This window comes from Bradyrhizobium sp. ISRA464 (assembly GCF_029910095.1).
In the GTDB taxonomy this organism is placed as follows: Bacteria; Pseudomonadota; Alphaproteobacteria; order Rhizobiales; family Xanthobacteraceae; genus Bradyrhizobium.
Window position 1 is genome coordinate 2,774,252 of record NZ_CP094526.1, and the last position, 22,485, is coordinate 2,796,736.

The 22,485-nt window shown below is 56.3% G+C and carries 16 protein-coding genes and 2 pseudogenes; 13 read left to right on the forward strand and 5 right to left on the reverse strand.

Going from position 1 to position 22,485, the window contains the following annotated elements:
• The first annotated feature begins 185 nt into the window (after positions 1-185).
• The 7 genes and pseudogenes from MTX19_RS12775 to MTX19_RS12805 all read left to right on the forward strand — a co-directional run bounded on the left by MTX19_RS12775 (position 186) and on the right by MTX19_RS12805 (position 6,347).
• A complete protein-coding gene (locus tag MTX19_RS12775; protein WP_280983905.1) occupies positions 186-377 on the forward strand; it encodes a hypothetical protein in 192 nt (63 codons plus the stop codon).
• Between the two features lie 222 nt (positions 378-599).
• A pseudogene (locus tag MTX19_RS12780) lies at positions 600-1,013 on the forward strand (oligosaccharide flippase family protein); the annotation flags it as partial.
• Positions 1,014-1,119: 106 nt separating this feature from the next.
• Positions 1,120-1,651, forward strand: a pseudogene (locus MTX19_RS12785) (tripartite tricarboxylate transporter permease); the annotation flags it as partial.
• A 287-nt stretch (positions 1,652-1,938) separates the two neighbouring features.
• Complete coding sequence (locus MTX19_RS12790; RefSeq protein ID WP_280983906.1) at positions 1,939-2,493, forward strand: sugar transferase; 555 nt, start codon at positions 1,939-1,941, stop codon at positions 2,491-2,493.
• A gap of 258 nt (positions 2,494-2,751) precedes the next feature.
• Positions 2,752-4,059, forward strand: a complete 1,308-nt coding sequence (locus MTX19_RS12795; protein WP_280985999.1) for a nucleotide sugar dehydrogenase — start codon at positions 2,752-2,754, stop codon at positions 4,057-4,059.
• Positions 4,056-5,117, forward strand: coding sequence for a Gfo/Idh/MocA family oxidoreductase (locus tag MTX19_RS12800; protein ID WP_280986000.1), 1,062 nt, complete (start codon positions 4,056-4,058; stop codon positions 5,115-5,117). Before MTX19_RS12795 ends, MTX19_RS12800 begins: the two co-directional genes overlap by 4 nt.
• A 163-nt stretch (positions 5,118-5,280) precedes the next feature.
• Positions 5,281-6,347, forward strand: a protein-coding gene (locus MTX19_RS12805) for an IS630 family transposase (protein ID WP_280979624.1) whose coding sequence is annotated in 2 segments (ribosomal slippage) — positions 5,281-5,767 and positions 5,767-6,347 — 1,068 coding nt in all. Because the reading frame shifts where the segments join, the coding sequence is not laid out codon by codon here.
• A gap of 466 nt (positions 6,348-6,813) precedes the next feature.
• Here MTX19_RS12805 and MTX19_RS12810 read toward each other — a convergent pair.
• Both MTX19_RS12810 and MTX19_RS12815 read right to left on the reverse strand, forming a co-directional pair.
• Complete coding sequence (locus MTX19_RS12810; RefSeq protein ID WP_280983908.1) at positions 6,814-7,470, reverse strand: hypothetical protein; 657 nt, start codon at positions 7,468-7,470, stop codon at positions 6,814-6,816.
• An 865-nt stretch (positions 7,471-8,335) separates the two neighbouring features.
• On the reverse strand, positions 8,336-9,337 hold the full coding sequence (locus tag MTX19_RS12815; protein WP_280983909.1) for a hypothetical protein: 1,002 nt from the start codon (positions 9,335-9,337) through the stop codon (positions 8,336-8,338).
• 437 nt (positions 9,338-9,774) lie between these two features.
• On the opposite strand from MTX19_RS12815, the gene MTX19_RS12820 reads away from it, so the two are divergent.
• The 6 genes from MTX19_RS12820 to MTX19_RS12845 all read left to right on the forward strand — a co-directional run bounded on the left by MTX19_RS12820 (position 9,775) and on the right by MTX19_RS12845 (position 17,993).
• Positions 9,775-10,950, forward strand: a complete 1,176-nt coding sequence (locus MTX19_RS12820; RefSeq protein WP_280986001.1) for an oligosaccharide flippase family protein — start codon at positions 9,775-9,777, stop codon at positions 10,948-10,950.
• Positions 10,951-12,972: an asparagine synthase (glutamine-hydrolyzing) gene (gene asnB, locus MTX19_RS12825; RefSeq protein ID WP_280986002.1), complete on the forward strand. Its 2,022-nt coding sequence runs from the start codon at positions 10,951-10,953 to the stop codon at positions 12,970-12,972.
• A gap of 8 nt (positions 12,973-12,980) precedes the next feature.
• Positions 12,981-14,069 (forward strand): UDP-N-acetylglucosamine 2-epimerase (non-hydrolyzing), encoded by a 1,089-nt coding sequence (gene wecB / locus MTX19_RS12830; RefSeq protein ID WP_280983912.1) that lies wholly within the window; start codon positions 12,981-12,983, stop codon positions 14,067-14,069.
• Between the two features lie 449 nt (positions 14,070-14,518).
• The gene (locus MTX19_RS12835) at positions 14,519-15,715 is read left to right on the forward strand and encodes a hypothetical protein (RefSeq protein ID WP_280983913.1); all 1,197 of its coding nucleotides are present in this window, start codon (positions 14,519-14,521) and stop codon (positions 15,713-15,715) included.
• Between the two features lie 381 nt (positions 15,716-16,096).
• Positions 16,097-16,663, forward strand: coding sequence for an acyltransferase (locus MTX19_RS12840; protein ID WP_280986003.1), 567 nt, complete (start codon positions 16,097-16,099; stop codon positions 16,661-16,663).
• A gap of 253 nt (positions 16,664-16,916) precedes the next feature.
• Positions 16,917-17,993, forward strand: a complete 1,077-nt coding sequence (locus MTX19_RS12845; protein ID WP_280983914.1) for a glycosyltransferase — start codon at positions 16,917-16,919, stop codon at positions 17,991-17,993.
• A 181-nt stretch (positions 17,994-18,174) separates the two neighbouring features.
• Here the strand turns inward: MTX19_RS12845 and MTX19_RS12850 are convergent.
• The 3 genes from MTX19_RS12850 to MTX19_RS12860 all read right to left on the reverse strand — a co-directional run bounded on the left by MTX19_RS12850 (position 18,175) and on the right by MTX19_RS12860 (position 22,456).
• A protein-coding gene (locus MTX19_RS12850; RefSeq protein ID WP_280986004.1) for an IS630 family transposase occupies positions 18,175-19,220 on the reverse strand; the annotation gives its coding sequence in 2 pieces (ribosomal slippage) (positions 18,175-18,683 and positions 18,683-19,220; 1,047 coding nt in all).
• 365 nt (positions 19,221-19,585) lie between these two features.
• Entirely contained in the window at positions 19,586-20,917 is a 1,332-nt protein-coding gene (locus tag MTX19_RS12855) for a glycosyltransferase family 4 protein (RefSeq protein WP_280983916.1), read from the reverse strand.
• Positions 20,918-21,265: 348 nt separating this feature from the next.
• Positions 21,266-22,456 (reverse strand): CoA transferase, encoded by a 1,191-nt coding sequence (locus MTX19_RS12860; protein ID WP_280983917.1) that lies wholly within the window; start codon positions 22,454-22,456, stop codon positions 21,266-21,268.
• Positions 22,457-22,485 lie beyond the last annotated feature (29 nt).

Consider the following 22,485-nt stretch of genomic DNA (forward strand, 5'->3'; position numbering starts at 1 on the left):
CTCACTGGCGAGCCAGATGGCGGTTCCGGAATGCAAAATTCACGGTGAACTGGCGCCGATGCCCGGCTTGGGCCGGTGGCCACCAACTCTCGACAATTGATGCGCCGACTGCTAGCCGATGCTGAAGGGGTTTTGCTCGACAGAAGAGGTGCTTAAGACGCATCGAAGGGTCGCCGAAGGCTGGCATGGTATTGAAGAAAAGTCCCTCCGATCTGCTCGGTAACCCGGCATGGAATGCGATCGCTTTTGCGGTCGCTGTGCTGCTCAACCTGGCGATCCTGCCGTTCGTGATCTCCCGTCTCGGCCCCGCCGCGTTCGGCGTCGCGGGGCTGGTGAGGCCTGCGTCGCACCGGGCTAATATTCAGCAATGCCCTTAGCCTGTCGTCGGCACGCGAGCTCGCGCAAAGGTTGAGGGCGCCGGATCGCGACGAAGCGCGGCGCTTCTTCGCGACTGCGCTGACGCTCGCCATTGTCGTGGGCGGTCTGATCGCGGCGTTGCTTTTTCTTGCTGGAGCACCGCTGGCACGGGCGGGATTCCGCCTTGAAGGCCGGCCGCTGACGATTTAAGGCTTGCCTTTGCGCTGGCCGGTGTCGGCTGGCTGTTTCAGTGCCTCTACGCGGTCTTCCTTTCGTTGTTTGCGGCACACCGGAATTATCGACGGATCGCGTCGATCAACATTGTTGCCACGTTCGTGGCGACGATGTCGATGTTACTACTCATACCACAAGCGCCGCGCGCCTCGACGTTCCTCGATTGTCAGGCGTTAGGCTTTGCGACGAATTTCCTGATGGCCGTCGGCTGGACCATAGGATCTTGGCTCGCGCGACCGCCGCTCGATCGCGGCGCACTTCGCGCGCTGGTCAGGCTTGGCGGCTGGCAACTGGCGGCGCAAACCGGCGCGCTGTTGGCCGGGCAGGCGGACCGCTACCTGCTTGGAGCGCTGCTGCGGCCGCAATTCGTCGGATTCTACAGTGTCGCGCAGCGGCTGGAGGAGGCGGTCTATATCGGTGTGCTGAAGGTCGGCGAGATCCTGTTCCCGTTCCTCAGTACGCTGCAGCAGGAGGCCGAAGATCGCAAGGTCGATCTCTTGCTGCGCTCGTCCTGGATCCTCAACGTGCTCGGGCACCGCGGCGATCCTGCTCAGCGGCCTGATGGTGTGGGGGCTCAATCCGGGGCCGCTGCTGTTCGTCGAGCACAAGGATTTCGTCTGGGGCCTGGTCGCCTCGATGGATCTCGGCAACGTCGTCGGCCTCGTGCTGGTGCTGACCACCGTGCCGATTTTCGCCTCGATCCTGCGCGTGCCGTTCGCAGCCGTCGCGCCGATGATCGTGGTGTCCTGCGCGATCGGCGCCTATGCGATCCAAAACGCGATGTTCGACATCTGGCTGATGCTGGGATTCGGCGTCGTCGGCTATATCTTCAAGAAGATCGGCATCCCGCTTGCTCCGTTCACGCTGACGCTGGTTCGGCAATCGCGCCGAGGACGCATTCCGCCTGTCGATGATCGGATCGGGCGGCGACATGAAGGTGTTCTGGTCGAACGGGCTTGTCGGCACGATCACGACGCTCGCGATCGTGCTACTGTTCTGGCCGGTGACCGACAAGGCCTTTGCCGGCCTCACGCACCTGTTGCGGCCGGCAAGGGCGTGAAGCATCGAAGCCAAACCCGCGCTGAGCTATCGAAATTCACCAATTGCAGCGCAAAAGAGAAAACCGGTAGGGATATTAGCCGCGATAGAGAGGTGAGTCAGAGAAGGACTGATCGAGCATCATCAGTCACGAATTAGAACTAATCGAACAGGACAACCGGTCCGGGGCTGTTTCCAGCCACAGTTGACTGCCACAAAGTCTCCGTAACTCACCCATAGTCAATTGACGATCATCGTTCGTACGGGTAGCCCAATAGCTCTTTCGCTTGACAAGCATTTCTGGACCAGATGAAGCGTACTTTCGACCTTATCATAAGCGCGATAGGGCTTATCTGCTTAATTTGGCTTATCTTTCTACTTGCGCTGCTTGTACGGTCAACGTCTCGTGGTCCAGGTATTTTTAAGCAACATCGTGTGGGACTGGGGCAGAGAATCTTCACCTGTTACAAGCTGCGGACCATGCATTTTGAAACATCGACGGATGCGACGCACAATGTCTCCGCGTCGTCGGTGACCGGTCTGGGACGCTTGCTTCGGCGGCTAAAGCTTGATGAGCTGCCACAGCTCTGGAATGTATTCAAGGGCGACATGAGCTTGGTTGGTCCGCGTCCATGCCTGCCGCTCCAGACCGAGTTGATTGAAGAGCGACAGCTGCGCGGCGTGTTCAGCATTCGTCCAGGGATTACCGGGCTTGCCCAAGTACAGGGCATCGATATGTCCGAACCAAAACGATTGGCGGAGGTCGATGCAGAGTATTTGGCCCAACAAAGTTTGCTCTACGACCTCAGTCTCATTATTCGAACTCTTGGTGGCGGTGGTTCCGGCGATCGGATTCGAGTTTGAAGAGGCTCGGAACGGAGGCGGTTCGAGGCTTTTGCGTGTGAGACCACGAATCCCGCAATTCGCTAAATTGATAGGCGGCCCTTGGACTTAGCTTGGGTGTCAGGTTAAAAAGAAGTTGCAATGAACCGTTCGGCAACCTAGTTTGACTGGCCAGCGTGGTTCCCGCTGCTACCATATGGTGTAGCGTGGGCTGGATTGGTGTGCGGCTGAATTACCAACCTAGTTTCGCAGCCGAAAGCTTGATGAGGACGTTAATCTGTGTTGGCTGCGCTTTTAGGAAAGATCGAGTCCCGTGACTCAGTGATTGGTATTGTTGGCTTGGGCTACGTGGGATTGCCACTGGTCCTCCGCTTTAGCGAGGCGGGGTATCGTGTCATCGGGTTCGATATAGACGATACAAAGGTCGACGCGCTGAACGCGGGTCGTAGTTATATTGAACATATTTCGGCCGATCGTATCGGACACGTGCGCGGGGCAGGTTTCGAAGCAACAAGTGATTTTTCACGTGCGGGCAAAGCCGACGTGCTTATTCTGTGCGTGCCAACACCGCTCAACAAATATCGCGAGCCCGATCTTAGTTTCGTCATTCAGACAACAGATTCGCTGGTGCCCTTCTTGCGCGAAGGGCAGCTCTTGTCACTGGAGAGCACGACCTATCCCGGAACGACTGATGAGGAGTTGTTGCCCCGCGTTCAATCGCGCGGGTTCACGGTAGGGAGTGATTTTTTTCTGGTTTATTCGCCAGAGCGCGAGGACCCTGGCAATGCGGCGTTTTCAACCCAGACAATTCCCAAGGTCTGCGGCGGGATTACCGAGCGTTGTCTTGAGGCAGGCCTGAGACTCTACGGGCAAGTGATTGATCGCGTCGTCCCGGTCAGTTCAACGCGAGCAGCGGAACTCACGAAGTTGCTCGAAAATATCCATCGGGCGGTCAACATTGGACTTGTCAACGAGATGAAAATCGTCGCCGACAAGATGGGTATCGATATACATGAGGTGATTCGTGCTGCGGCTACCAAGCCGTTCGGATTCGTTCCTTACTATCCCGGTCCAGGATTGGGAGGGCACTGCATTCCTATCGATCCTTTCTATCTGACTTGGAAGGCACGTGAATTCGGTGTCAACACTCGCTTTATCGAGCTGGCGGGTGAGGTAAATGCGGCAATGCCAGATTATGTGATCACCAAGATCGTCACCGCGCTTAACAAGTCCCGCAAATCGCTCAATGGAGCGTCCGTCCTTGTGCTGGGAATTGCCTACAAGAAAAACGTCGACGACATGCGTGAGTCGCCTGCGGTGGTTCTGATGGAGAAACTGCAGAAGCTGGGCGCCAATGTTTCTTACAGCGATCCTCACGTGGCGGTCTTTCCGAAGCTTCGCCACCATACCTATTTTAATCTGTCGAGCGTCGCGCTAACGCCAGCTAGTATTGCCTCGTATGATTGTATCGTACTCGCCACTGACCATGATCGGTTTGACTATGCGATGATCAGAGATCACGCTTCCCTTATCGTCGACACGCGTGGCAAGTATCTGGATGCTGCGGACAACATTGTAAAGTCATGATGACAAAATCTGCGCCGATAGTTGATGCTAAGGTGCGCTTTGCACTCGTCGGATGTGGTCGCATCGCCCAAAATCATTTCGCCGCCGTCCAGCAGCATGCCAGCTCGGCGGAAATTGTCGACGTCTGCGACGTTGATCCAAACGCGCTGGGCGCTGCGAGTAAGCTCACTGGCGCGAAGGCTTGGATGGATCTCGAGGCCATGCTCAGGTCCACTAGCGCGCATGCAGTGGTGCTGACGACCCCGAGTGGCTTGCATAGCCAGCAAGCAACGACCATTGCTGCAAGCGGTCGGCACGTTATCACTGAGAAGCCGATGGCTACGCGCTGGCGTGATGGCCTGGCAATGGTCGAGGCTTGCGACAGGGCCGGGATACATCTGTTTGTCGTAAAACAGAACCGTCGTAATGCAACCCTGCAGCTTCTCAAGCGTGCTCTCGATCAGGGTCGTTTCGGTCGCATCTATATGGTCAACATCAATGTTTTTTGGACGCGACCGCAGGAATATTACGACAGCGCGAAATGGCGTGGAACATGGGAATTCGACGGTGGTGCCTTTATGAACCAGGCCAGTCACTATGTCGATCTATTGGATTGGATGATCGGACCTATCGAAAGCGTACAAGCGTATACTGCGACATTGGCGCGGTCTATCGAAGTTGAAGACAGTGGAGTTGTTTCGGTTCGCTGGCGCTCCGGCGCTCTAGGCTCAATGAACGTCACTATGCTGACGTATCCTAAGAACCTTGAGGGTTCGATTACGATTCTCGGAGAGCGTGGAACTGTTCGCATCGGCGGCGTCGCCGTTAACCAGATCCAGCACTGGGAATTTGCGCAGCCAAGCGATGACGACCGGAAGATCGCCGACGCAAGCTATCATACCACGTCCGTCTATGGATTCGGCCATCCGCTCTATTACGCGAATGTAATCGACGTTCTCCGCGGAAAGGCGGAGCCAGAGACGGACGGTCGGGAAGGTCTTCGTTCTCTTGAGGTTCTGACAGCGATCTATCGTTCAGCGCGCGACGGACGACGTGTTCACCTTCCGCTCGACGTTTGACGTACTTCCTCGCAGCAGAAACCTCGAACGTCCTGACGAGCAAACTCGGCCAGATCTGACCGTAATGGCTTATACCAACGGCCCCCGGATTTGACTCACATTTGGGATTCCCAAATCAGTGAGTTTCTGAATCGATGTTGCTGCGTAGACAGGAGCAATATCGATGGGGGCAGCGGTAGCGATTACGCGGCTTGATTTGACCGCGGGCGAGCTTCGGAAGGCGGCGCGCAGAGAGAAGAATAGTACGGTAGCGCGGCGGATATTGGCGCTTGCGCTTGTGCTGGAGGGCGCGGACCGCAAGAAGGCAGCCGAAAGTTGCGGGATGGATCGTCAGACCCTGCGGGACTGGGTGCATCGTTATAACGCCGAAGGCTTGGCGGGACTGCGGTCGCGCAAACCGACGGGACCGCGGTCGCGGCTGACGACAGAGCAGCAGGCCGAATTGGCCGCGTTGGTCGAGGCCGGTCCCGATCCTGAGCAGCATGGGGTCGTACGTTGGCGGCGGGTGGATTTGCGCGACGCGCTTGAGCGGCGGTTTGGCGTCAAACTGCACGAACGTTCGGTCGGCAAGGTTCTGGCCAAGCTCGGGTACCGCCGGCTCTCGGTGCGGCCGCGCCATCCGCAAGCCGATGAAGCGGCTCAGGAAGCGTTCAAAAAAACTTTGCTACGACCCTCACGACAACGCTCCCCGCTCACGCCCAAGGCAAGCCGATCGAAATCTGGTTCCAGGACGAGGCGCGGATCGGCCAGCAGGGCACGCTGACACGCGTGTGGGCCAAGCGTGGCTCACGGCCTCGCGCGCCGCGCGATCGACGTTACGATTGGGCTTATCTCTTCGGTGCCGCCTGTCCTCAACGTGGCGTCGCCGCGGGTCTTGTCATGCCGACGGCAAATGCAGAGGCGATGTCACTGCATTTGGAGGCAATCAGCCGCAAAGTTGCACCCGACGCACATGCCGTTCTCGTCTTCGACGGCGCCGGCTATCACAGTGCCGGCACCGTCCGAGCTCCGGAAAATATCACTCTGTTACAGCTGCCGCCTTATGCGCCCGAGCTCAATCCGATTGAAAACGTCTGGCAGTACCTGCGCGCCAACAAGCTCGCCATCACCGTCTTCGACGACTACGACGATATCGTCGCCAAGACCTGCGAAGCCTGGAACTTCTTCGCAAATGATCCAGATCGCATCGCCTCAATCACAAGCCGCACTTGGGCAACAGTCAATCCTTAGGGCCATTGGTATTATAATTAGCCAGCTGGCGTGGCATTACTCAATCGAGCCGTACGACGCTAAATGGCTGAGAATTGAGGGCAGGGTGGCAGTTGTCCTTCACTGATGATGCTGAATTTGCAGCAGTGCTTCGCAGGGTAGGTCGCTCAGTGTCCGACACGTGCCACGTGCCTAACCTGCTCGACTCAGCGGTCGGACATACGCCTATGTCTTCAATCTCGATCACACCGCGCAAGGCAGCCTTCGCCGGAGCGATACGGATCGCACAACGTTATTTTAGTGAGCGGCTGGAGACTTCGTGGTCGTGCCGTGTGGCCCCGCGATCGTGAGCCGGTATCAGCACCAAGGCATTGCTCGTTCGTTCGCTTGTCACTGTCATCCGCGATCGACGCTCGCAATCTTATCGCAGCCCGGACTTTTCGTTTCCTATTTCACCGCTAGCTTTGGATCACCCCGTGGTCAGAGGTCATGAACATGGTGGCGCATTATCGAGTGCACGTTCTGAAAAGGCGACGAGCTCTGACGAATCGAGGCCAAGCAAATTCTGAAGTGATTTAGCCGTGATTGAGAATTGCGCAACATGTTCGATAAATTGAGGTCCGGAGAATGTAATTGAGCATGGCTTCGCTCCATCTTGATTCCCGCCATAGATGAATCTGACGGCTGAGCAGGAAGATGCAAGGTACGAATGAGTAAGCTCGCTGCGATACGCTCTGTCCAGCGCCCAAATGGCAGCGATTATCGCGCCTTTGTCTCGATGTTTCGATGCCTCGACAAGGTCCTTGAGTTGTCGAATCTTTGTTCCGAACGATATCTTGTTGCTTCGAACGCTGGCTAGCTTTGAAGGTTCATCCAGGCCTGTAAGCGCGCCAATCGCAAAGTCTATTACTAGGTCCAGCCCCTGCCAGATTGCGTGATACTTTCCTAGCGCGTCAAAAAATCCTTCGGGGGCCGGCGGTCCGCTGACATTCAAAGGTCTCTTCGAGGCTGTGGACGCCGGGCTACGAGTTGCTATCCATACCGATAGCTTGGGCATCACAACTTTTTCAAGCAGCGCTATCACCACGAGGATGAAGCCCAAAGCGAGATAGCAGTAAATCACTATTCTTACGGAATCTTCCATGACCCCATCCTGAAGCTTCATTAATAAGAGCCAGTGTATTGTCAAAAAGTCGACGTTTTACCCGATCTATGCTCGAGATTCTGAACGACGCGCCGCACGACATGCGTGCACCTCGATGGAGGTAGCTGCCTCCGGTTACGAGATGATGTCGCTGTGCTATCCGCTGCCATCTTGGAGCGAAGCGAACCGCAGATCGGGTAGTCCCCTGTCGCATCATGTGTCGATGGAAGCCATTTGCGTTTGGATCGCTCTCTGATCGCCGGCCCCCGAAAGGGACAACTAGCCACAAGGCTAGTTCAAGCAGCCCCGCGAACGGAAGAGGGGTCCGCAGCTTGATAGGCACACCAAACGGTTCGCGAACAAGTAAGCGGCAGAATCCTGACCTTTGCGGTACCCTGCGCGATAGCCTAACCAATAGGCCAGTAAACCGAAAGCGGCGATAACCAAAGCTGAGAAAACAACAAATATCACCATCCTGATCGTCCCTCAAATGCGGTTCTCTAGACCTCCTATTGGAGAATTGATGCGCGGATTGAGAACTGTCGGCGCACGGAAGTCAATGGCCCAAATGGGAGGTGTTAGCGAAACCGAGGTCGGTCCCGATTCTTGCCCTGGATGTTAACTTAAAGTAGAGAAGATCGGCGAGATCAGAAACGTAGGGTTGGGGTTAAAAAAACGCGACCGCGGCCCCGACCGAAGCATCGTTCTTGATCCGCTAGTCGATCCAGGAAATCCGCCACATCGCCATGAAGCTCGCCCAGCGGCGCATCCCGCATGCCCACATCCTCGCATGGTCTTCCTGGCGCAGGGCTCATCAAGCCAACGCGCGCAAAGCGCATCTCAAGCAAAAATTACAACTGTAATGCTAGGATCGCTGATAACTCCAGAGGATTCCTAAGACGCCTCCTATCAAAAAACCAATTAGCGCAATCGGAATCATAGGCGGAAATATTGATGGGTACTCGTAGGCTGATTGGGTAACGCGCATTGGGTCATCCAACGCCTTATCCAGCAATTTCAGTTTGCTCTCGTAATCCGTGATGGAGGCCATTAGGTCCGCATATCCTGGGATGGCGAGATCGTTTCCGATCCGCTTCGAAAGGCTCTTCAACTCGGCGTCCAACACCATAGTGCCATTCAGATAGAGTGGCATTTGTCCGTTTATGACTGAGACTGACGAATTGGAGCTAACTGTCAAAGGCTTCTCAATTCCCGCGTCTTTGGCCGCGTCCAAGGCGTTCCGGTACTCAAGCATTTGTTGGTTCGCAGACAAGTCCCGCGATTGGCGGAGTCTCGCCAGCTCAAGTTCTGACTTGGTCTTTGCTGCAACCAGTATTGATCGACCTTCCGTTAAAATAGTCTGCTTAGTGGCAGCGATCGTGGAATTGACGTAACCATCCAAAATCTCGGGGCCAGATGTTCCGCTCTTGTACTTAAACTTGATCTGAATCGAAGTATCCGTCGGATCTTGCACATTGAGCGACGGGACGACAGCGAGATCTTTGGTGATGGTATCCCGGAGCTTATCCGGGTTGTTGAGGTCGACGCCGCCAAACAGCTGCCGATGAGAGAGAATGTATGTTCGCCAAGCGCTATTGTCGCGAAGCAGATTTACAAAGATCCGCTGCGCTCTGATCTCCATGTTTGCTGATGTGCCAAAAGAGGCGTCCGGTATTAACACCGCAAATGGAGCAAACGCGTTCATCGTGTTTACTCGAACCAAAACGTTCGATTCATAAGTCTTGGGAAGGAGACTCGCGAGAGTTACGCCGATTATCGAGGTCACAATCGCACAGGGCAGAACCGCATATTTGTTTTTCCAAACAAGAGAGAGCCAATCGGTGGTACGCGTGGTCGTAAAATGCATTTGCGAGGTCTCGGAGTGCAGAGCTTGATTTGTCTCTAGTCGGAGACAATGACAGACGGCACATCTAGATGAAATGGCGCCATTTGTATGGTCTACGCCTAGCACAGATTAAGGAAACTGTGGCCGATTTCAGGTCTATTTAGTTGGGAAAGGGAAGCAAAGCCGGGAATTGGCAAGGGGACCTTCCTCCGATCAGCCTACGCAGGCGTCCAGAGCAGGGATTGACGTTCGTAGCTTGAACGGATAGCTGCAAAGCGGGGGAGCCCGACTGATCAAAGCGTTCATCATTTGTCCGGCAGCCCTATGTCGAGACGGACCGTCCTCGTTGGCTGATTCTCTAAACTCAACTGTGACCCATGCGCGTCCTCAATTTTGGTTCCATCACGACGCGCATCAGGAGCGGGGGCCAGATAGCTAAGAATCAATCCCTGAGGCACATGGCAACAATTGCTGGAGGTTCAGCAGCCGGTCAGTTGATCGTATTGGCGGCAACGCCTCTCTTATCGCGAATATACTCGCCAGCTCAGTTTGGGGAGTATGCAGTCTTTTTGGCGGTATGCAATGTCTTCGTGGCTGTAGCCTGCCTTCGCTACGATGCCGCGCTCAACGCTTCTGCCGATAACCAAATTATTCGCATCTTTGTTGTCGCTTGTTTGGCGGCCGCCATCACTGCGGCGCTTGTGCTCGCTTTTGTCTGCTCTAGATGGGGAGAAAGGCTATTCCGCCAGGCAGTGGGCACTCATCTAAGTCCGTACTGGATAGCTGCGGCTGCGCTCATTTGCGGAATCTATCAAGCAACCTCGACGCTCACCATCCGGCGCGGCCAATTTGGCTGGTCGAGCGTGCTGCGGGCCGGACAACCGACAACATTTTCAGTCGCCGCGATAACTCTGCCGATCGGTCTCATCGGCAGTTGTCTGCTCGGCTTTCTGACGGCCTTGCCGCTTGCTGCGAAATTCATTGCCGGGCTGCGGTCGACGGATGTGCGTGAAGTTGCCTCGGAGGCCTGGCGGTTCCGCGAATTTCCGCTGATGTCACTACCTACCTCAATTCTTGATACCGTCTCGTTGGCTATTCCGATATGGTTCATTTCCTCGCAATACTCATCAATGGATGCAGGCAATTTCGCTCAGGCGCAGCGCCTCCTTGCCGCTCCGGTCATGCTATTTGCGCTGGCAGTAGGGCAGGTTTTTATGAAGCGCGCGGGTGACGTCGTCCGAGCCGGCCAATCCGCAAGGGGGTTTCAGCGACGCGTCGTGATCAGTCTGGCGGGTGCGACGTGCGTGCTCGTGGCATTTGTCGCGTTGTTCGGCTCGCCGGTGCTCTCGTTGCTCCTGGGCAATCATTGGCGCACCGATACCGCGTTCCTCCTTTTGGTATTCGCTCCTGTTGCCGTGCGAAGCTGCGTTTCCCCCGTAACAGGCATTTTTATTCTGAAGCGTCGGTTGCGTATCTGCGCGATCTGGCAGACGTTTTATTTTCTGGTGACTGCCGGTTTGTTTTGGTCTTTTGCCGGCAACGTTTCACTAGAGCGCTTGCTGGCTGCGTATGTCGGAAGCGAATTCTTCTGTTATGTCATCTATCTTCTCCTTGCTGATCGGGTCGCGCTCTAGATGTGTGGAATTGTTGGGCTAGTTCAGTCGCGTTCAATCGACATTAGTCACGTGGTCGGAATGGCGGAACTTATCAGCCATCGAGGTCCAGATGACGAGGGATACGTAGTTTTTCCGGAGAGGGGCCCCGTTTGTCTGTCCGGCGATGATACAGCCGCGTTCGACGGAATGAATTCGTTGCCATATCAGCCGACGGTGCATCAACGGGATTGGCTGGGCAATGCGCAGGCGTCATTTGTTGCCTTGGGGCATCGCAGATTGTCGATCGTCGACCTGTCTCCGTTCGGCCATCAGCCGATGTCCTATATGGATCGCTACTGGATCGTCTATAACGGCGAGGTTTACAACTACATCGAGCTACGCGAGGAACTGCAACAAAGCGGCTACATTTTTCGCTCGGGCACCGATACGGAAGTCCTGTTGGCCGGGTACGATAAATGGGGGGTCGAGTTGTTCGATCGCTGCAACGGCATGTGGTCGATGGTGCTATATGATCGGAAAGCGAAAAAACTTCTCCTAGCCCGAGATCGATTTGGCATTAAACCGCTCTATTATCTGGTCGGAGCGGGGGGCGACTCACTGGCATTCGCTTCGGAGATTAAGGCATTCGCAGCCCTGTCGACCTGGCATCGTGAGATTGCGGCTCAGCCCGCGTTCGATTTTCTCGCATGGGGACTCCAAGATCACGGCGAAGAGACTCTGTTCAAGGGAGTCTTTCAGATCCCGCCCGGCCACTATGCGGTCGTGCAACTGGATGCCAGCGGACGTTTGGATGAAACGTTAGAGACCAAACTGAAGTCCATCCGATGGTATGACCTTTCGTCAAGGATAAGTGGTGTCTCGCTGGAGTTTAAGGATGCCGCGCAGCACCTGCGAGAATTGCTTTTCGACGCGGTGCGATTGCGAATGCGGGCGGACGTGCCGCTTGGGTCTTGCTTGTCCGGAGGTCTTGATTCATCCTCTATCGTTTGTTTGGTCCGCGCTCTGTTGTGCTCGATCGGTAGTGTGCAGCCGCAGAGAACGTTCTCGTCATGTTCGGAATTTTCTAGCATTGATGAACGAGACTTTATTTCCGAGGTAACGCGCGGAACGAATATTCAAGAAACCCACGTCTTCCCGACCGGCGAGGAACTATTCGATCGGATCGACGAACTCGTCTGGACGCAAGACGAGCCATTTGGGTCGGGCAGCATCTTCGCGCAGTGGTGCATTTTTCGCGCGGTACACGAACAAGATGTTGTGGTTATGCTCGATGGTCAGGGCGCCGACGAACATCTGGCTGGCTATCATGGCTTCATCGGTGCGAGGCTTTCTGGGCTCCTCCGGAAGGGAAATCTGAGTGAGTTTGGTGCCGAGTTTCGATCTGTGAGAGCCCTTCATGGCTACGGGCCTCAGAAGTTTTTGCAATATTTTCTTGCAAACCTAATGCCCTCCTCGATTCGTCCGCTGGGCGCGCTGGGAGGGATGACGCAGATGCGAAGGGATTGGATCGACGTACAGGCGCTCGGTGCGCTCGATCGTGATCCCATGGTGGCGCTCGGAGCGCGCGCCAAATCGGTTCGCGACCTCTCGCTTGCCCAGCTGGGAGGGGCCAACCTCCAGATGCTCCTGCATTGGGAAGACCGAAACTCGATGGCGCATTCGATCGAATCGCGTGTGCCATTTCTTGATTATCGCCTCGTCGAATATGTCCTCAGCTTACCTGACGCGTTCAAGCTCGAGCGTGGGCTAACTAAGCGTGTGCTCCGGGAGGCCATGCACGGTCTGGTTCCTGAGAAGATACTGACGCGTCACGACAAGAAAGGGTTCTTGACCGCGGAAGAATATTGGATGAAAGGCAAGCAGGCGAGGCAGGTCTCCGAGAGGATTGACGAAGCGATCAACTTGTCTCGAGGAATCATCAAGCCGGCGATGCGCGAAGTTTTCTCGAACGTTTTGGCCGGCAGAGCTCCGTTCAGCTACCACGTGTGGCGGGTGATATGTTTTGGAGCATGGCTTAAGAAGTTTCAAATTCGACTTTGAGTGAGATGATGCGACGGATAATCTCGATAGTTGGCGCGCGCCCACAGTTTGTAAAAGCTGCCGTCGTTGCGCACGCTTTTGCCGCGGAGAGCGATGTGGACCACTATATCGTCCACACCGGTCAGCATTTCGACAGCAATATGAGCGACGTGTTTTTTGCCGAGTTGCAAATTCCGACTCCGCGATATCGACTTGCTGTGCACGGCCTTTCTCATGGGGCTATGACTGGCCGGATGCTTGAGCAAATTGAGGAAATCTTTCTTAACGACAGGCCTGATGCCGTCGTAGTCTATGGCGATACCAACAGCACGCTTGCCGGTGCACTCGCTGCGGTTAAACTGCATATTCCCGTTGCTCACGTCGAATCAGGCTTGCGGTCGGGCAATCGCGCGATGCCGGAAGAGATCAATCGGATTGTAACAGATCACGTTAGCGACGTTCTGTTCGCGCCCAACGAAACGGCCGTGCGCCAGTTGCTCTCGGAAGGCCTGTCGAAAGCATACATAGAAAACGTTGGCGACGTGATGTTCGACGCTTGCTTGCGCTATGGCGCGGCGACGGACGTCGATAAGTTCAACCTGAGGGACTATGGATTGGAATCCCTCGGCTTCACTCTGGCTACCATCCATCGCGCCGAGAATACTGACGATCGAACACGTTTGGCCGGTATCTTCGAAGGTCTGCGTCGCTCCCGTGGTCCCGTTTTGTTGCCGCTCCATCCACGAACGCGTGACAAAATTGCCGCTTACCAGCTAGCGGTGCCCAGCAATGTAATCATTTTGGATCCGGTGGGCTTTGTGACGATGTTGCAGCTTGAGCGGTATGCCTCTTGCGTCGCGACCGACTCGGGTGGCGTGCAAAAGGAGGCGTTCTTCATGCGCAAGCCTTGTGTCACGATGCGGAACGAAACCGAGTGGACCGAGCTAGTCGAAAGCGGTTGGAATATGTTGGTTGGCTCTGATCCTGAGCGCATAAGTTCTGCGATCCTTAACGCCAAGGCACCTGCGATTTGGCCGAAATTCTATGGTGACGGCCGTGCTTCCGAGAAAGTTGCAACGAGAGTTTTGGCTCTTAGTGCTGAACGAGGCCGGGGCTGAAATCCCTAATTTCGCTGCAGGCAGATACATGCCGCTCAATGCCAGATCTGTCACTGAGCATTCCGCCTTGGCGGTTTGGTGGGGACGTGCCGTCTTGTCTTTTCGACAAAACTAGCGCGGTGCCTCTTCGCCAAGTCGCGAATCGTCGAGTACTAAAGTTAGCCCAGCAACGATCACTTGGGCCGAGGCCGACTCACCCGCGCGTTCCGGATGGAGATCGATCGTCTGCTGCTGTATTGGTCAAGATGACATTAGGCAGATGATGAACTCGATGGTATAGATTATGTGCGCTGCCGATTTGGCCTCGTCACATTGCTAGAACCCTCCCTGGAAGATATATTTGGGGTGGTCTTCGTGGAAAGAAAGCCGGTGTCGCGAGCGCAACTCCGGAAGGCTTGCGGAGCTTGCTTTTTCAGGCGATCGGTAGGAGATCGTAACGGATCAATTTCATGGAGAGGCTACTTCGATTCTTAGTCAATCCGGCTGCGGGCGCCTTCCTTTTCATGGTCGGACTCAGTGCTTTTTACGGCGTGGTGGTCTGGTATTTGGACTTGCCAATGTCGGTGCACACCCGTTCCGATATGGTTTTTCTTCCATGGTTGGCCGTTTCCGGAGTTGCTGTAGGCTCGACGTTGTTCTTTCGAGAACAGCCTTCGACTGTTTTCGTCGACACGCGTGGACGTATTCTAGTCTACGGTGTGACATGTCTGTTTTTGGCCTTTTGCGCAGTAACAATAGTTACCGCGCCTTCGTTGCCGTTGGCGGACGCGCTTCGGGGGGCTACTCCCGAGCAAATCGCAGTTTCGCGGGAAAATTTCCTCAAGGCACGCGTGGGGTGGGCAGCGATTTTGCCTTATCTCAATATCTTGCTCGCAGGCGCTTTGCTGCCCTATTGCATCTGTATCGCGATCTTACGGCGGTATCGTTTCCGCTGGTTAGTTTTGGGCATCTTTTTACTGTACACGCTGGCGTTCGTAGAGAAAGCGTTTTTCCTGCGATTGTTTATCCCATTGATGGCGGTCGTGGCTGTGAGCGACACCAAACGGTTCAAACTTACTTGGCTTCTCGCAGTAGCGGTCTTGCTGTTGTTCTTGAACACGGTGGTTTCGGGATTCGCTGAATCATCTGGAATGAATGCAAGGGATTTCTTGGTTTATCGGGCCCTCTACATTCCGATCAGAACCGTCACTGACTCGCTGGACTACTGGTGGAAAAGCTATCAGGGGCAGCTGTTGCTGGGTGCGACTAACCTTGTGCTGTCGCAGCTGATGGAATTGCCGCGGGTCTATTTTGAGCGAGAGGTCTTCGTGTATGAATGGGGGCCCTCTCTCACGGGGACCAGCGCAGCTAATGCTGCCTACTTCGTCGAAGCTTTCGTCAACTTCGGGTGGATAGGGGTTTTTGCTTTCAGCGCGCTGCTCGGAGCGACAATTAGTTATTTTGCGCACTCCAGCGATCGGGCGCTGCGGTGTATTCTCCTGTTGTTCTTGTTCAGTGTTTTTGTTGGCCCTCTTATCAGCGTTTTGATTGGTAATGGTTTCTTGCTGTGCATAATCGCATCCTCCTGGGTGAATGTTCGTCCGCAGACGAACGTGAGTCCGTCCGATGCGGCTTCGGTGGCCTTTAGGTCGGAAGGTGCGACCTAACGATACTCGCTAGCTACGTTGATCTTCTGTCGCTTATTGCGATGCGCTCGCATCTCTCAGAGGGCTTGCCAAAGCGAACCGCGAAGCCGATGTGTTGCGTGTCCCTGTCGAGCGGTTCCGTTTTGTAATTAATCGTATCGCAGCGGCATGTTAGGGCGCCGCCCGGGGCCCCGACCTCGGTCAACTGGTTGCGGTCACCCCAGCTCCTTGCTACAGCGTCTCCGAAAAAGTCGATGGCGATGCTCCGGGTGATGGATTGCGCAGGGGCAAGGCTGTGCGATAACGCCACTCGTTCCTAGACTCCGCCGCTTGAAGTATTGGCCACTAACAGTCAAGTGGTGGTAAGACGGCGACGCGGCGTGCTTCCATTGGAGATATCAGATGGTAACAACGATACATCCCACTGCAATTGTAGACGAGGGCGCTGAGATCGGTGATGGAAGTCGGGTTTGGCACTGGGTTCATATTTGTGGGAAGGCGAAGATCGGTAGGGGGTGCTCACTTGGCCAGAACGTTTTCGTTGGCAACGACGTCGTTATTGGCAACAACGTAAAAATCCAAAACAACGTTTCGGTCTACGATGCCGTGCGGATTGAAGATGATGTTTTTTGCGGTCCGAGCATGGTCTTCACGAACGTCTACAATCCTAGATCCGCGATCACACGCAAAGACGAGTACCGCCGAACCCTTGTGCGCAAAGGGGCGACCTTGGGAGCCAACTGCACTATCGTTTGCGGCACAACGATTGGCGAGCATGCGTTCATTGGCGCTGGTGCCGTCGTCAATCGGGATGTTGCACCTTTTGCGCTTATGTTGGGGGTTCCCGCGGCTCGCCGCGGATGGATGTGTCGATGCGGCGTGCGGTTGCCGGACGCATCAGCGGAAGTTGCATGTGAAGCATGCGGCAGCTCTTATCGCATTGACAGTGAAATCTGTAAACCTTTGTAAGTTGGAGCGGCTGTTATGATTACCTTTGTGCCTTTGGACCCCGGATATCGTGATCCAACCTAGAAAATAACCTCGGCGGTCATGCTGTTCAGGATCGCGGGCCATTCATTATTCATCTTGAAACATAGCTGAAGCGTATCGGCGGCACTGCACCATGCCGAGCAGGTCCTTCCAGCGATCATCTGGCAGATTGCGTTCAGATATCAACCGTAGGGTCGATCTGATGTCGAGGACTGTACTTTTCGCACGTGCGATGCCGCTCAACGTCACCCCGGCCGTCGAACGCTATGTAAAGTTCCTGCGTGAGAATGGCTTCTCTGGGCGGATCGTCGGCGCCGAACTCGATCCGGGCAGCAGCCGTACCCCCGTGAACTTCGTCGACGAGCTGTTTACCACCGGCGGATCGTTCGATGGATTAGGGAACCGTGCACGGGCTCTCGCGGCCTACCAAGCGTTTCTTGTGCGCACAGTTGCGCACGTCCGTCCGGACATTATCCATTTCTGCGATGTTTTCTCTGCCATTGCTGGCGTCACCGGTAAGCTGCTCAAGTCGGCGCGGCTCGTGTTTGACATTCGTGATCCCGTCAAGCTCTCGACCAGCCACTACGGTCGCTTTGTCCCAAGCGCGCTCCACCTTTTCGAATCACTTGCCGCGCGAGTAAGCGATGGAATCATTGTGGTGTCGCCGGCATTGATGGATTTCGTTCCGCGAAGCGCTCGTAAGCGCGCTGTCCTAATGCCGAATTCGCCCGAGGAGGATCGATTCACTGGGTATGAATTTAGTCACGACGACCACATCACCATCAGCCTCGCGGGATTCGTGTCGCACCGGCGAAACTTGGATGCTTGGTGCCGGGTTGTAAGGAACGATCCAAAATTGAAGCTTGACCTCTATGGGACGATTGCCGACGAGCAGTCGCGCCAAATCCTCGTCGCGCACGGCCTCGAAGAGGTCATACGGGTTTCGCACGAGGAAGCCTTGGCGCGCTCGCGAGCCGCGGACATCATGGCATTGATGTACGATCCCTCAATCATAGTCAATCAGTTCGCCGCGCCGAATAAGTTCTTCGAGGGATTGATGCTCGGGAAGCCGATCATTTGTGCTAAGGGAATGCGGCTCGGGGAGCAATTGACGCGTGAGGACTGCGGGCTCGTTGTTCCGTATGCGGATGTCGAAGCGCTCGGAGCTGCGGTCGCAATACTGCGTGATCTCGCGGTGCGGCGCCGGATGGGTGAGAACGCGCGCCGCCTCTTCGAACGGGAGTACCTTGGGCAGGCGCGCGAGGCGATGCGTACCTTGTACAGCCGCCTGGGGCTTTCTGCGACCTGACCGGGGAGTGTGGGGCGGTGTGAAGCTCCTGCCACGAGACCACTCAAGCATCCCACATGTGGCAACGCTTATTGTCTTGCGGACATGAGAGCGGATCTGTTCAGGAGCCAGTTAACTTGTGTTGCCGACGAGAAAGCAAATAGACTAATACCAATCCTCAAATTGATCGACCGATGTAGGCTCAATCGCGGAGCGCGATTGACATGATCTTCCACGGCTGATCGATGAGAGTGTTCCAGGCGTAACAGCAGTGATCGACGATGTCGTCATAGGATTTGAAGACGCGGTTTGACAGCCAATTTTGGCGCATGAACTGCCAGATATTCTCCTGGCTGTTCAGCTCGGGCGAACGCGGCGGCAACGGCATCAGCGAGATGTTGTGCGGGATCTTCAGCTCCTTCGCTCCGTGCCACCCGGCCTGATCGAGGATGACGATGGCGTGGGCGCCAGGGCTGACCTTGCTTGCGATTTCGTTGAGATGAAGCTGCATGGCCTCGCTGTTGCAGAAGGGCAGAACCAGTGCCGCGCCGGTTCCGAGCTCCGGGCACACGGCACCGAACAGGTAGGTCGATTGCGTGCGCTGGTCGTGTGCGGCCCGCGGCCGCGATCCCTTTCTAGCCCAGCGATAGGTGAGCTTGTTCTTCTGCCCCACCCGCATCTCATCCTGAAACCACACCTCTACCGGCGTGTCCGGCGCAAGGCTGCGGCGGATTTCCTCCACGCGAGCGTGGAATTTTTTTTAAATGCCTCGATCGCCTCGGGATCCTGCCTGTACGCTCTCGGCCGCGCGCTGACGTGTGAGAAACCGAGGTCCTTGAGGGCTCGATAGACCGTATCGTCTGACACCGAGATGCCGAACTCCTCATGCAGCCGCATGATCAGGTCACAGGCCCGCCAGCGCACCACGCCATGGATGGGCGAGGTCGGCCCTTCGTCCACGATCCGCGCCAGAAACGCCCGGTGCTCCGTGTTGAGCTTCGCCGGCGCACCTGGCGCGGGAACATTGATCAGACCATCAGGCCCTTGCTCGTTGAATCTGATCACCCAGTCGCGAAGCGTCTGCCGGTCCATCCCGCCGACCTTGGCGGCCTCCGCCCGCGATGCGCCATCGAGCACCGCAGCGATCGCCAGAAGGCGCCGGACCTGATCGCTGTCCTTCGCCCGCCGCGCCAGCCGGCGCAGCTCAACCGCTGCAAAATCCGTTCGAACCGCAATCGGCTGGCCCATGGCAACTCCCTCCAGTTGCCATGTTGAATCATCGATCCTCTGATTTGGGAATGCCCGCCGTGAGTCAGCACCTCAGCGGATTGGTATAAGATTCATTCTGAGATGGCACCGGCAGTGATCGGTGCCGGAGCGCATTTTTGTTTGCGGCAGCTTTTGATATGCTTTGCTAGCGAAAGGGGACTGCTTACGAGTCGAGGCTGAACTTGGCCTTTATATGAGCTGCAGTTCTCGCTTTGGACCTATCCGCTGCTGGCGCTGTGCTAGATGCTCCTAGCTGGAGAGCTTTTCGTCTCGCCACGGTCGGAGTCTTTGAGTGATCCAGAAGATCAGTCCAGTGTCGGTCCTCACGATACCCTGATCGGACATCACGAGGCGACGCGTGATGCGCGCAAGCGGTGCGCAAGTGTCCGGTACGCTGTGCCCGCGGAAGCGCGCGTAAACCTTTCTGTAAGGGCTGTTACCGCATTTCTGCGTTTTGCGGCGAGCTCGCTGGGGCGTCTCGCTGCAGTGGCAATTGCGCGTGCAAGTGCGGATGCGTTCTCCGGCTCCACGACCCATCCGGCGTCGTGGCCGGTGAGCATGAGAGCTAGTTCGGAGTCGGCTTCCGTCAGCGCGATGACGGGGCGGCCAATAGCCAGCAAATTGTACAACCGGCTTGGAACCGAGATGCCTGACATATTGCGGCGATAAGGAATGATCCATGCATCAGCCGCAGCGAGAAATTGGTCGAGTTGGTCTTCGGGGACCCGTTCAACCAGCGTTACATTGGGGAGAGACGTTTTCCTCTGATACGCCACGAGCCGCTTCCAGCCTACCCCCCAACCTGACAAGATGAAGTGAACCGATGTGTCGTCCGCTAGATTCTCGGCCGCTTTGAATACGGTTTCAGGATCATGCGTGAATCCAAGGTTGCCGGAAAGTCCGACGAGAAGCTTGTCAGAGTATTCCTTTCGGAAGAGGTTGTTTGGATCAATTGCTCGTTCACGCGGCGGCAGCGTTGACCAATGTGGAATATAGTGAATTCGAGCCGCCGGAGACACACATTGCGGTGCGATGTGCTTTTCCATATCTCGCCCAATAGTGACGATCGCATCCAGCGTCTTGAACAGCCAATGATTCATCCGCCGCACGAAACGCACTACCAGCGAGTTTTCAGTCGTAATTCCGCTCGCGATCAATGATTCGGGATATAGATCGTAAACGATCAATGCAGACGGAGCACCGCGAAGGCGAGCGGCGAGGACCACGAAGTAGGGCAGAAGAAAGGGAGTTGTAACAACGAACACAGGTGTGTTTGGTCTTGCCCGCCACAGCACCAACGCGAAAGCGGCGATGCAGAACCAGAGCATCGCCAATGTTCGGCGCACGAGCGCGGCCTTTGGCGTAGTCCAGGTGGGCACTTCAAAAACCGCGGGATTTCCCCCAAGCCGGGAGCCATCAGTTCCTGAAATGACTACGACCTCGATGTCGCGCGCAATTTCTTCGGCAATGGCCGTCAAGAAGATCGCAGTCGACGTATCGTCGGGACTGTAGTGTTGTGTCACCAGAATCGCAGTCATAGGTCCGTTTTGAAGTGGGCTCGGCATATCTAGTGTGCCCCAAATCGCCGCGCACTGTTGGGTTTGGCAATCAACTGCAACGAATTGAGCGTTTGTCAAGGTCTCGGCAAGCTTCGGAAGAGCCAGAATGTCATCCAAGCTGCTGCACCACTTGAATGAACTTAGCGGGCGCTGTTGGACGAAATTCGCGTTGGTCAAAGGCGAACCCAATGCAAAGTTCCCGCGACATATTTCGTACTTCGGACAAGAGACTGCGCATCATGTCAGTGCGCCGAAGATTCACTACGCTCTCGCCTTCCCTTAACTTAGCGAGCACAGTCTGCGACAGCAGCCTCTCGCGATTCGAGCGATGATTTGCTGCCAGCAGCGAGTGACAGTCTTGTCGAACGGCTTCGTCAACACGATCACGATACCGGCGGCCAAGGCGACATCGATCATGGGCTGGATCGACCCCACTCGCGTAGCGGTTCGCAAGCGCCTGTGACTTCAGACGACCTTGCGCTGCCTGAGCTCGGCGATCTCGTCCTTGCCGAAGCCGAACTCGGCCAGCAATTCCTCGGTCTGCTCGCCGAACTCCGGCGGCCGCGCCGCCATCTTGCTCGGCGTCCGCGACAGCGTCACGGGTTGTCCGACGAGCTGAATGTGCCGGTTCTCGTCATTGGGCACGTGCTGCGCGATGCCGAGATGCTTGACCTGGGCGTCCTCGAACATCTGGTCGATCGAATAGATCGGCCCGCAGGGCACGCCGGCCTCGTTGAGTTCGCGGACCCAGGTCTCGGTCGATTTCTTCTCGGTCAGCGTGTTGATCTTCGCGTTCAAGGCATCGCGGTTCTTGGACCGCGCCGGCGCGGTCGCGTAATCGGCATCGGTGATCAGCTCCGGCGCGCCGATCGCCTGGGCGCAGCGCTCCCAGATCCGGCCGCCGGTGGTGGCGATGTTGATGTAGCCGTCGGAGGTCTTGAACACGCCGGTCGGGATCGAGGTCGGATGGTTGTTGCCGGCCTGCTTGGCCACTTCCTGTTCCATCAGCCAGCGCGCGGCCTGGAAATCCAGCATGAAGATCTGGGCCTGCAGCAGCGAGGTCTGGACCCACTGGCCTTCGCCGGACACGTCCCGCTCGAGCAGCGCAGTGAGGATGCCGATCGCGCAGAACAGCCCGGCGGTCAGGTCCGCCACCGGGATGCCGACCCGCATCGGGCCGCCGCCGGGCGCGCCCGTGACCGACATCAAGCCGCCCATGCCCTGCGCGATCTGATCGAAGCCGGGGCGCTTGTGATAGGGGCCATCCTGTCCGAACCCGGAGATGCTACCATAGACGATGCGGGGATTGATCTTGCGGATGCTCTCATAGTCGATGCCGAGCTTGAACTTGACGTCCGGCCGGAAGTTCTCGACCACGACGTCGGCCTGTTCGGCCAGTCGTTTGAACACCTCGAGCCCCTTCGGATCCTTCAAGTTGAGGGTCATCGCGCGCTTGTTACGGTGGAGGTTCTGGAAGTCGGATCCGCCGCGCGGACCTCCCGGCTGCTCGCCGCCGTCTTCCAGCAGGGCATCGATCTTGATCACATTGGCGCCCCAATCTGCGAGCTGACGCACGCAGGTCGGCCCCGAACGAACGCGGGTCAGATCCAGTACGGTGAAGCGGGACAGGGCTTGGGACGCGCGAGGAAAGGGCATTGAGAACACCTCTTGTTTGGCGGGCCGCC

Excerpts from the sequence above, each read along its gene's own strand:
- MTX19_RS12775 (WP_280983905.1), top strand. The coding sequence starts at position 186 with ATGGTATTGAAGAAAAGTCCCTCCGATCTGCTCGGTAACCCGGCATGG.
- MTX19_RS12790 (WP_280983906.1), top strand. The coding sequence starts at position 1,939 with ATGAAGCGTACTTTCGACCTTATCATAAGCGCGATAGGGCTTATCTGC.
- MTX19_RS12800 (WP_280986000.1), top strand. The coding sequence starts at position 4,056 with ATGATGACAAAATCTGCGCCGATAGTTGATGCTAAGGTGCGCTTTGCA.
- MTX19_RS12810 (WP_280983908.1), bottom strand. The coding sequence starts at position 7,470 with ATGGAAGATTCCGTAAGAATAGTGATTTACTGCTATCTCGCTTTGGGC.
- MTX19_RS12815 (WP_280983909.1), bottom strand. The coding sequence starts at position 9,337 with ATGCATTTTACGACCACGCGTACCACCGATTGGCTCTCTCTTGTTTGG.
- MTX19_RS12820 (WP_280986001.1), top strand. The coding sequence starts at position 9,775 with ATGGCAACAATTGCTGGAGGTTCAGCAGCCGGTCAGTTGATCGTATTG.
- asnB (WP_280986002.1), top strand. The coding sequence starts at position 10,951 with ATGTGTGGAATTGTTGGGCTAGTTCAGTCGCGTTCAATCGACATTAGT.
- wecB (WP_280983912.1), top strand. The coding sequence starts at position 12,981 with ATGCGACGGATAATCTCGATAGTTGGCGCGCGCCCACAGTTTGTAAAA.
- MTX19_RS12835 (WP_280983913.1), top strand. The coding sequence starts at position 14,519 with ATGGAGAGGCTACTTCGATTCTTAGTCAATCCGGCTGCGGGCGCCTTC.
- MTX19_RS12840 (WP_280986003.1), top strand. The coding sequence starts at position 16,097 with ATGGTAACAACGATACATCCCACTGCAATTGTAGACGAGGGCGCTGAG.
- MTX19_RS12845 (WP_280983914.1), top strand. The coding sequence starts at position 16,917 with ATGCCGCTCAACGTCACCCCGGCCGTCGAACGCTATGTAAAGTTCCTG.
- MTX19_RS12860 (WP_280983917.1), bottom strand. The coding sequence starts at position 22,456 with ATGCCCTTTCCTCGCGCGTCCCAAGCCCTGTCCCGCTTCACCGTACTG.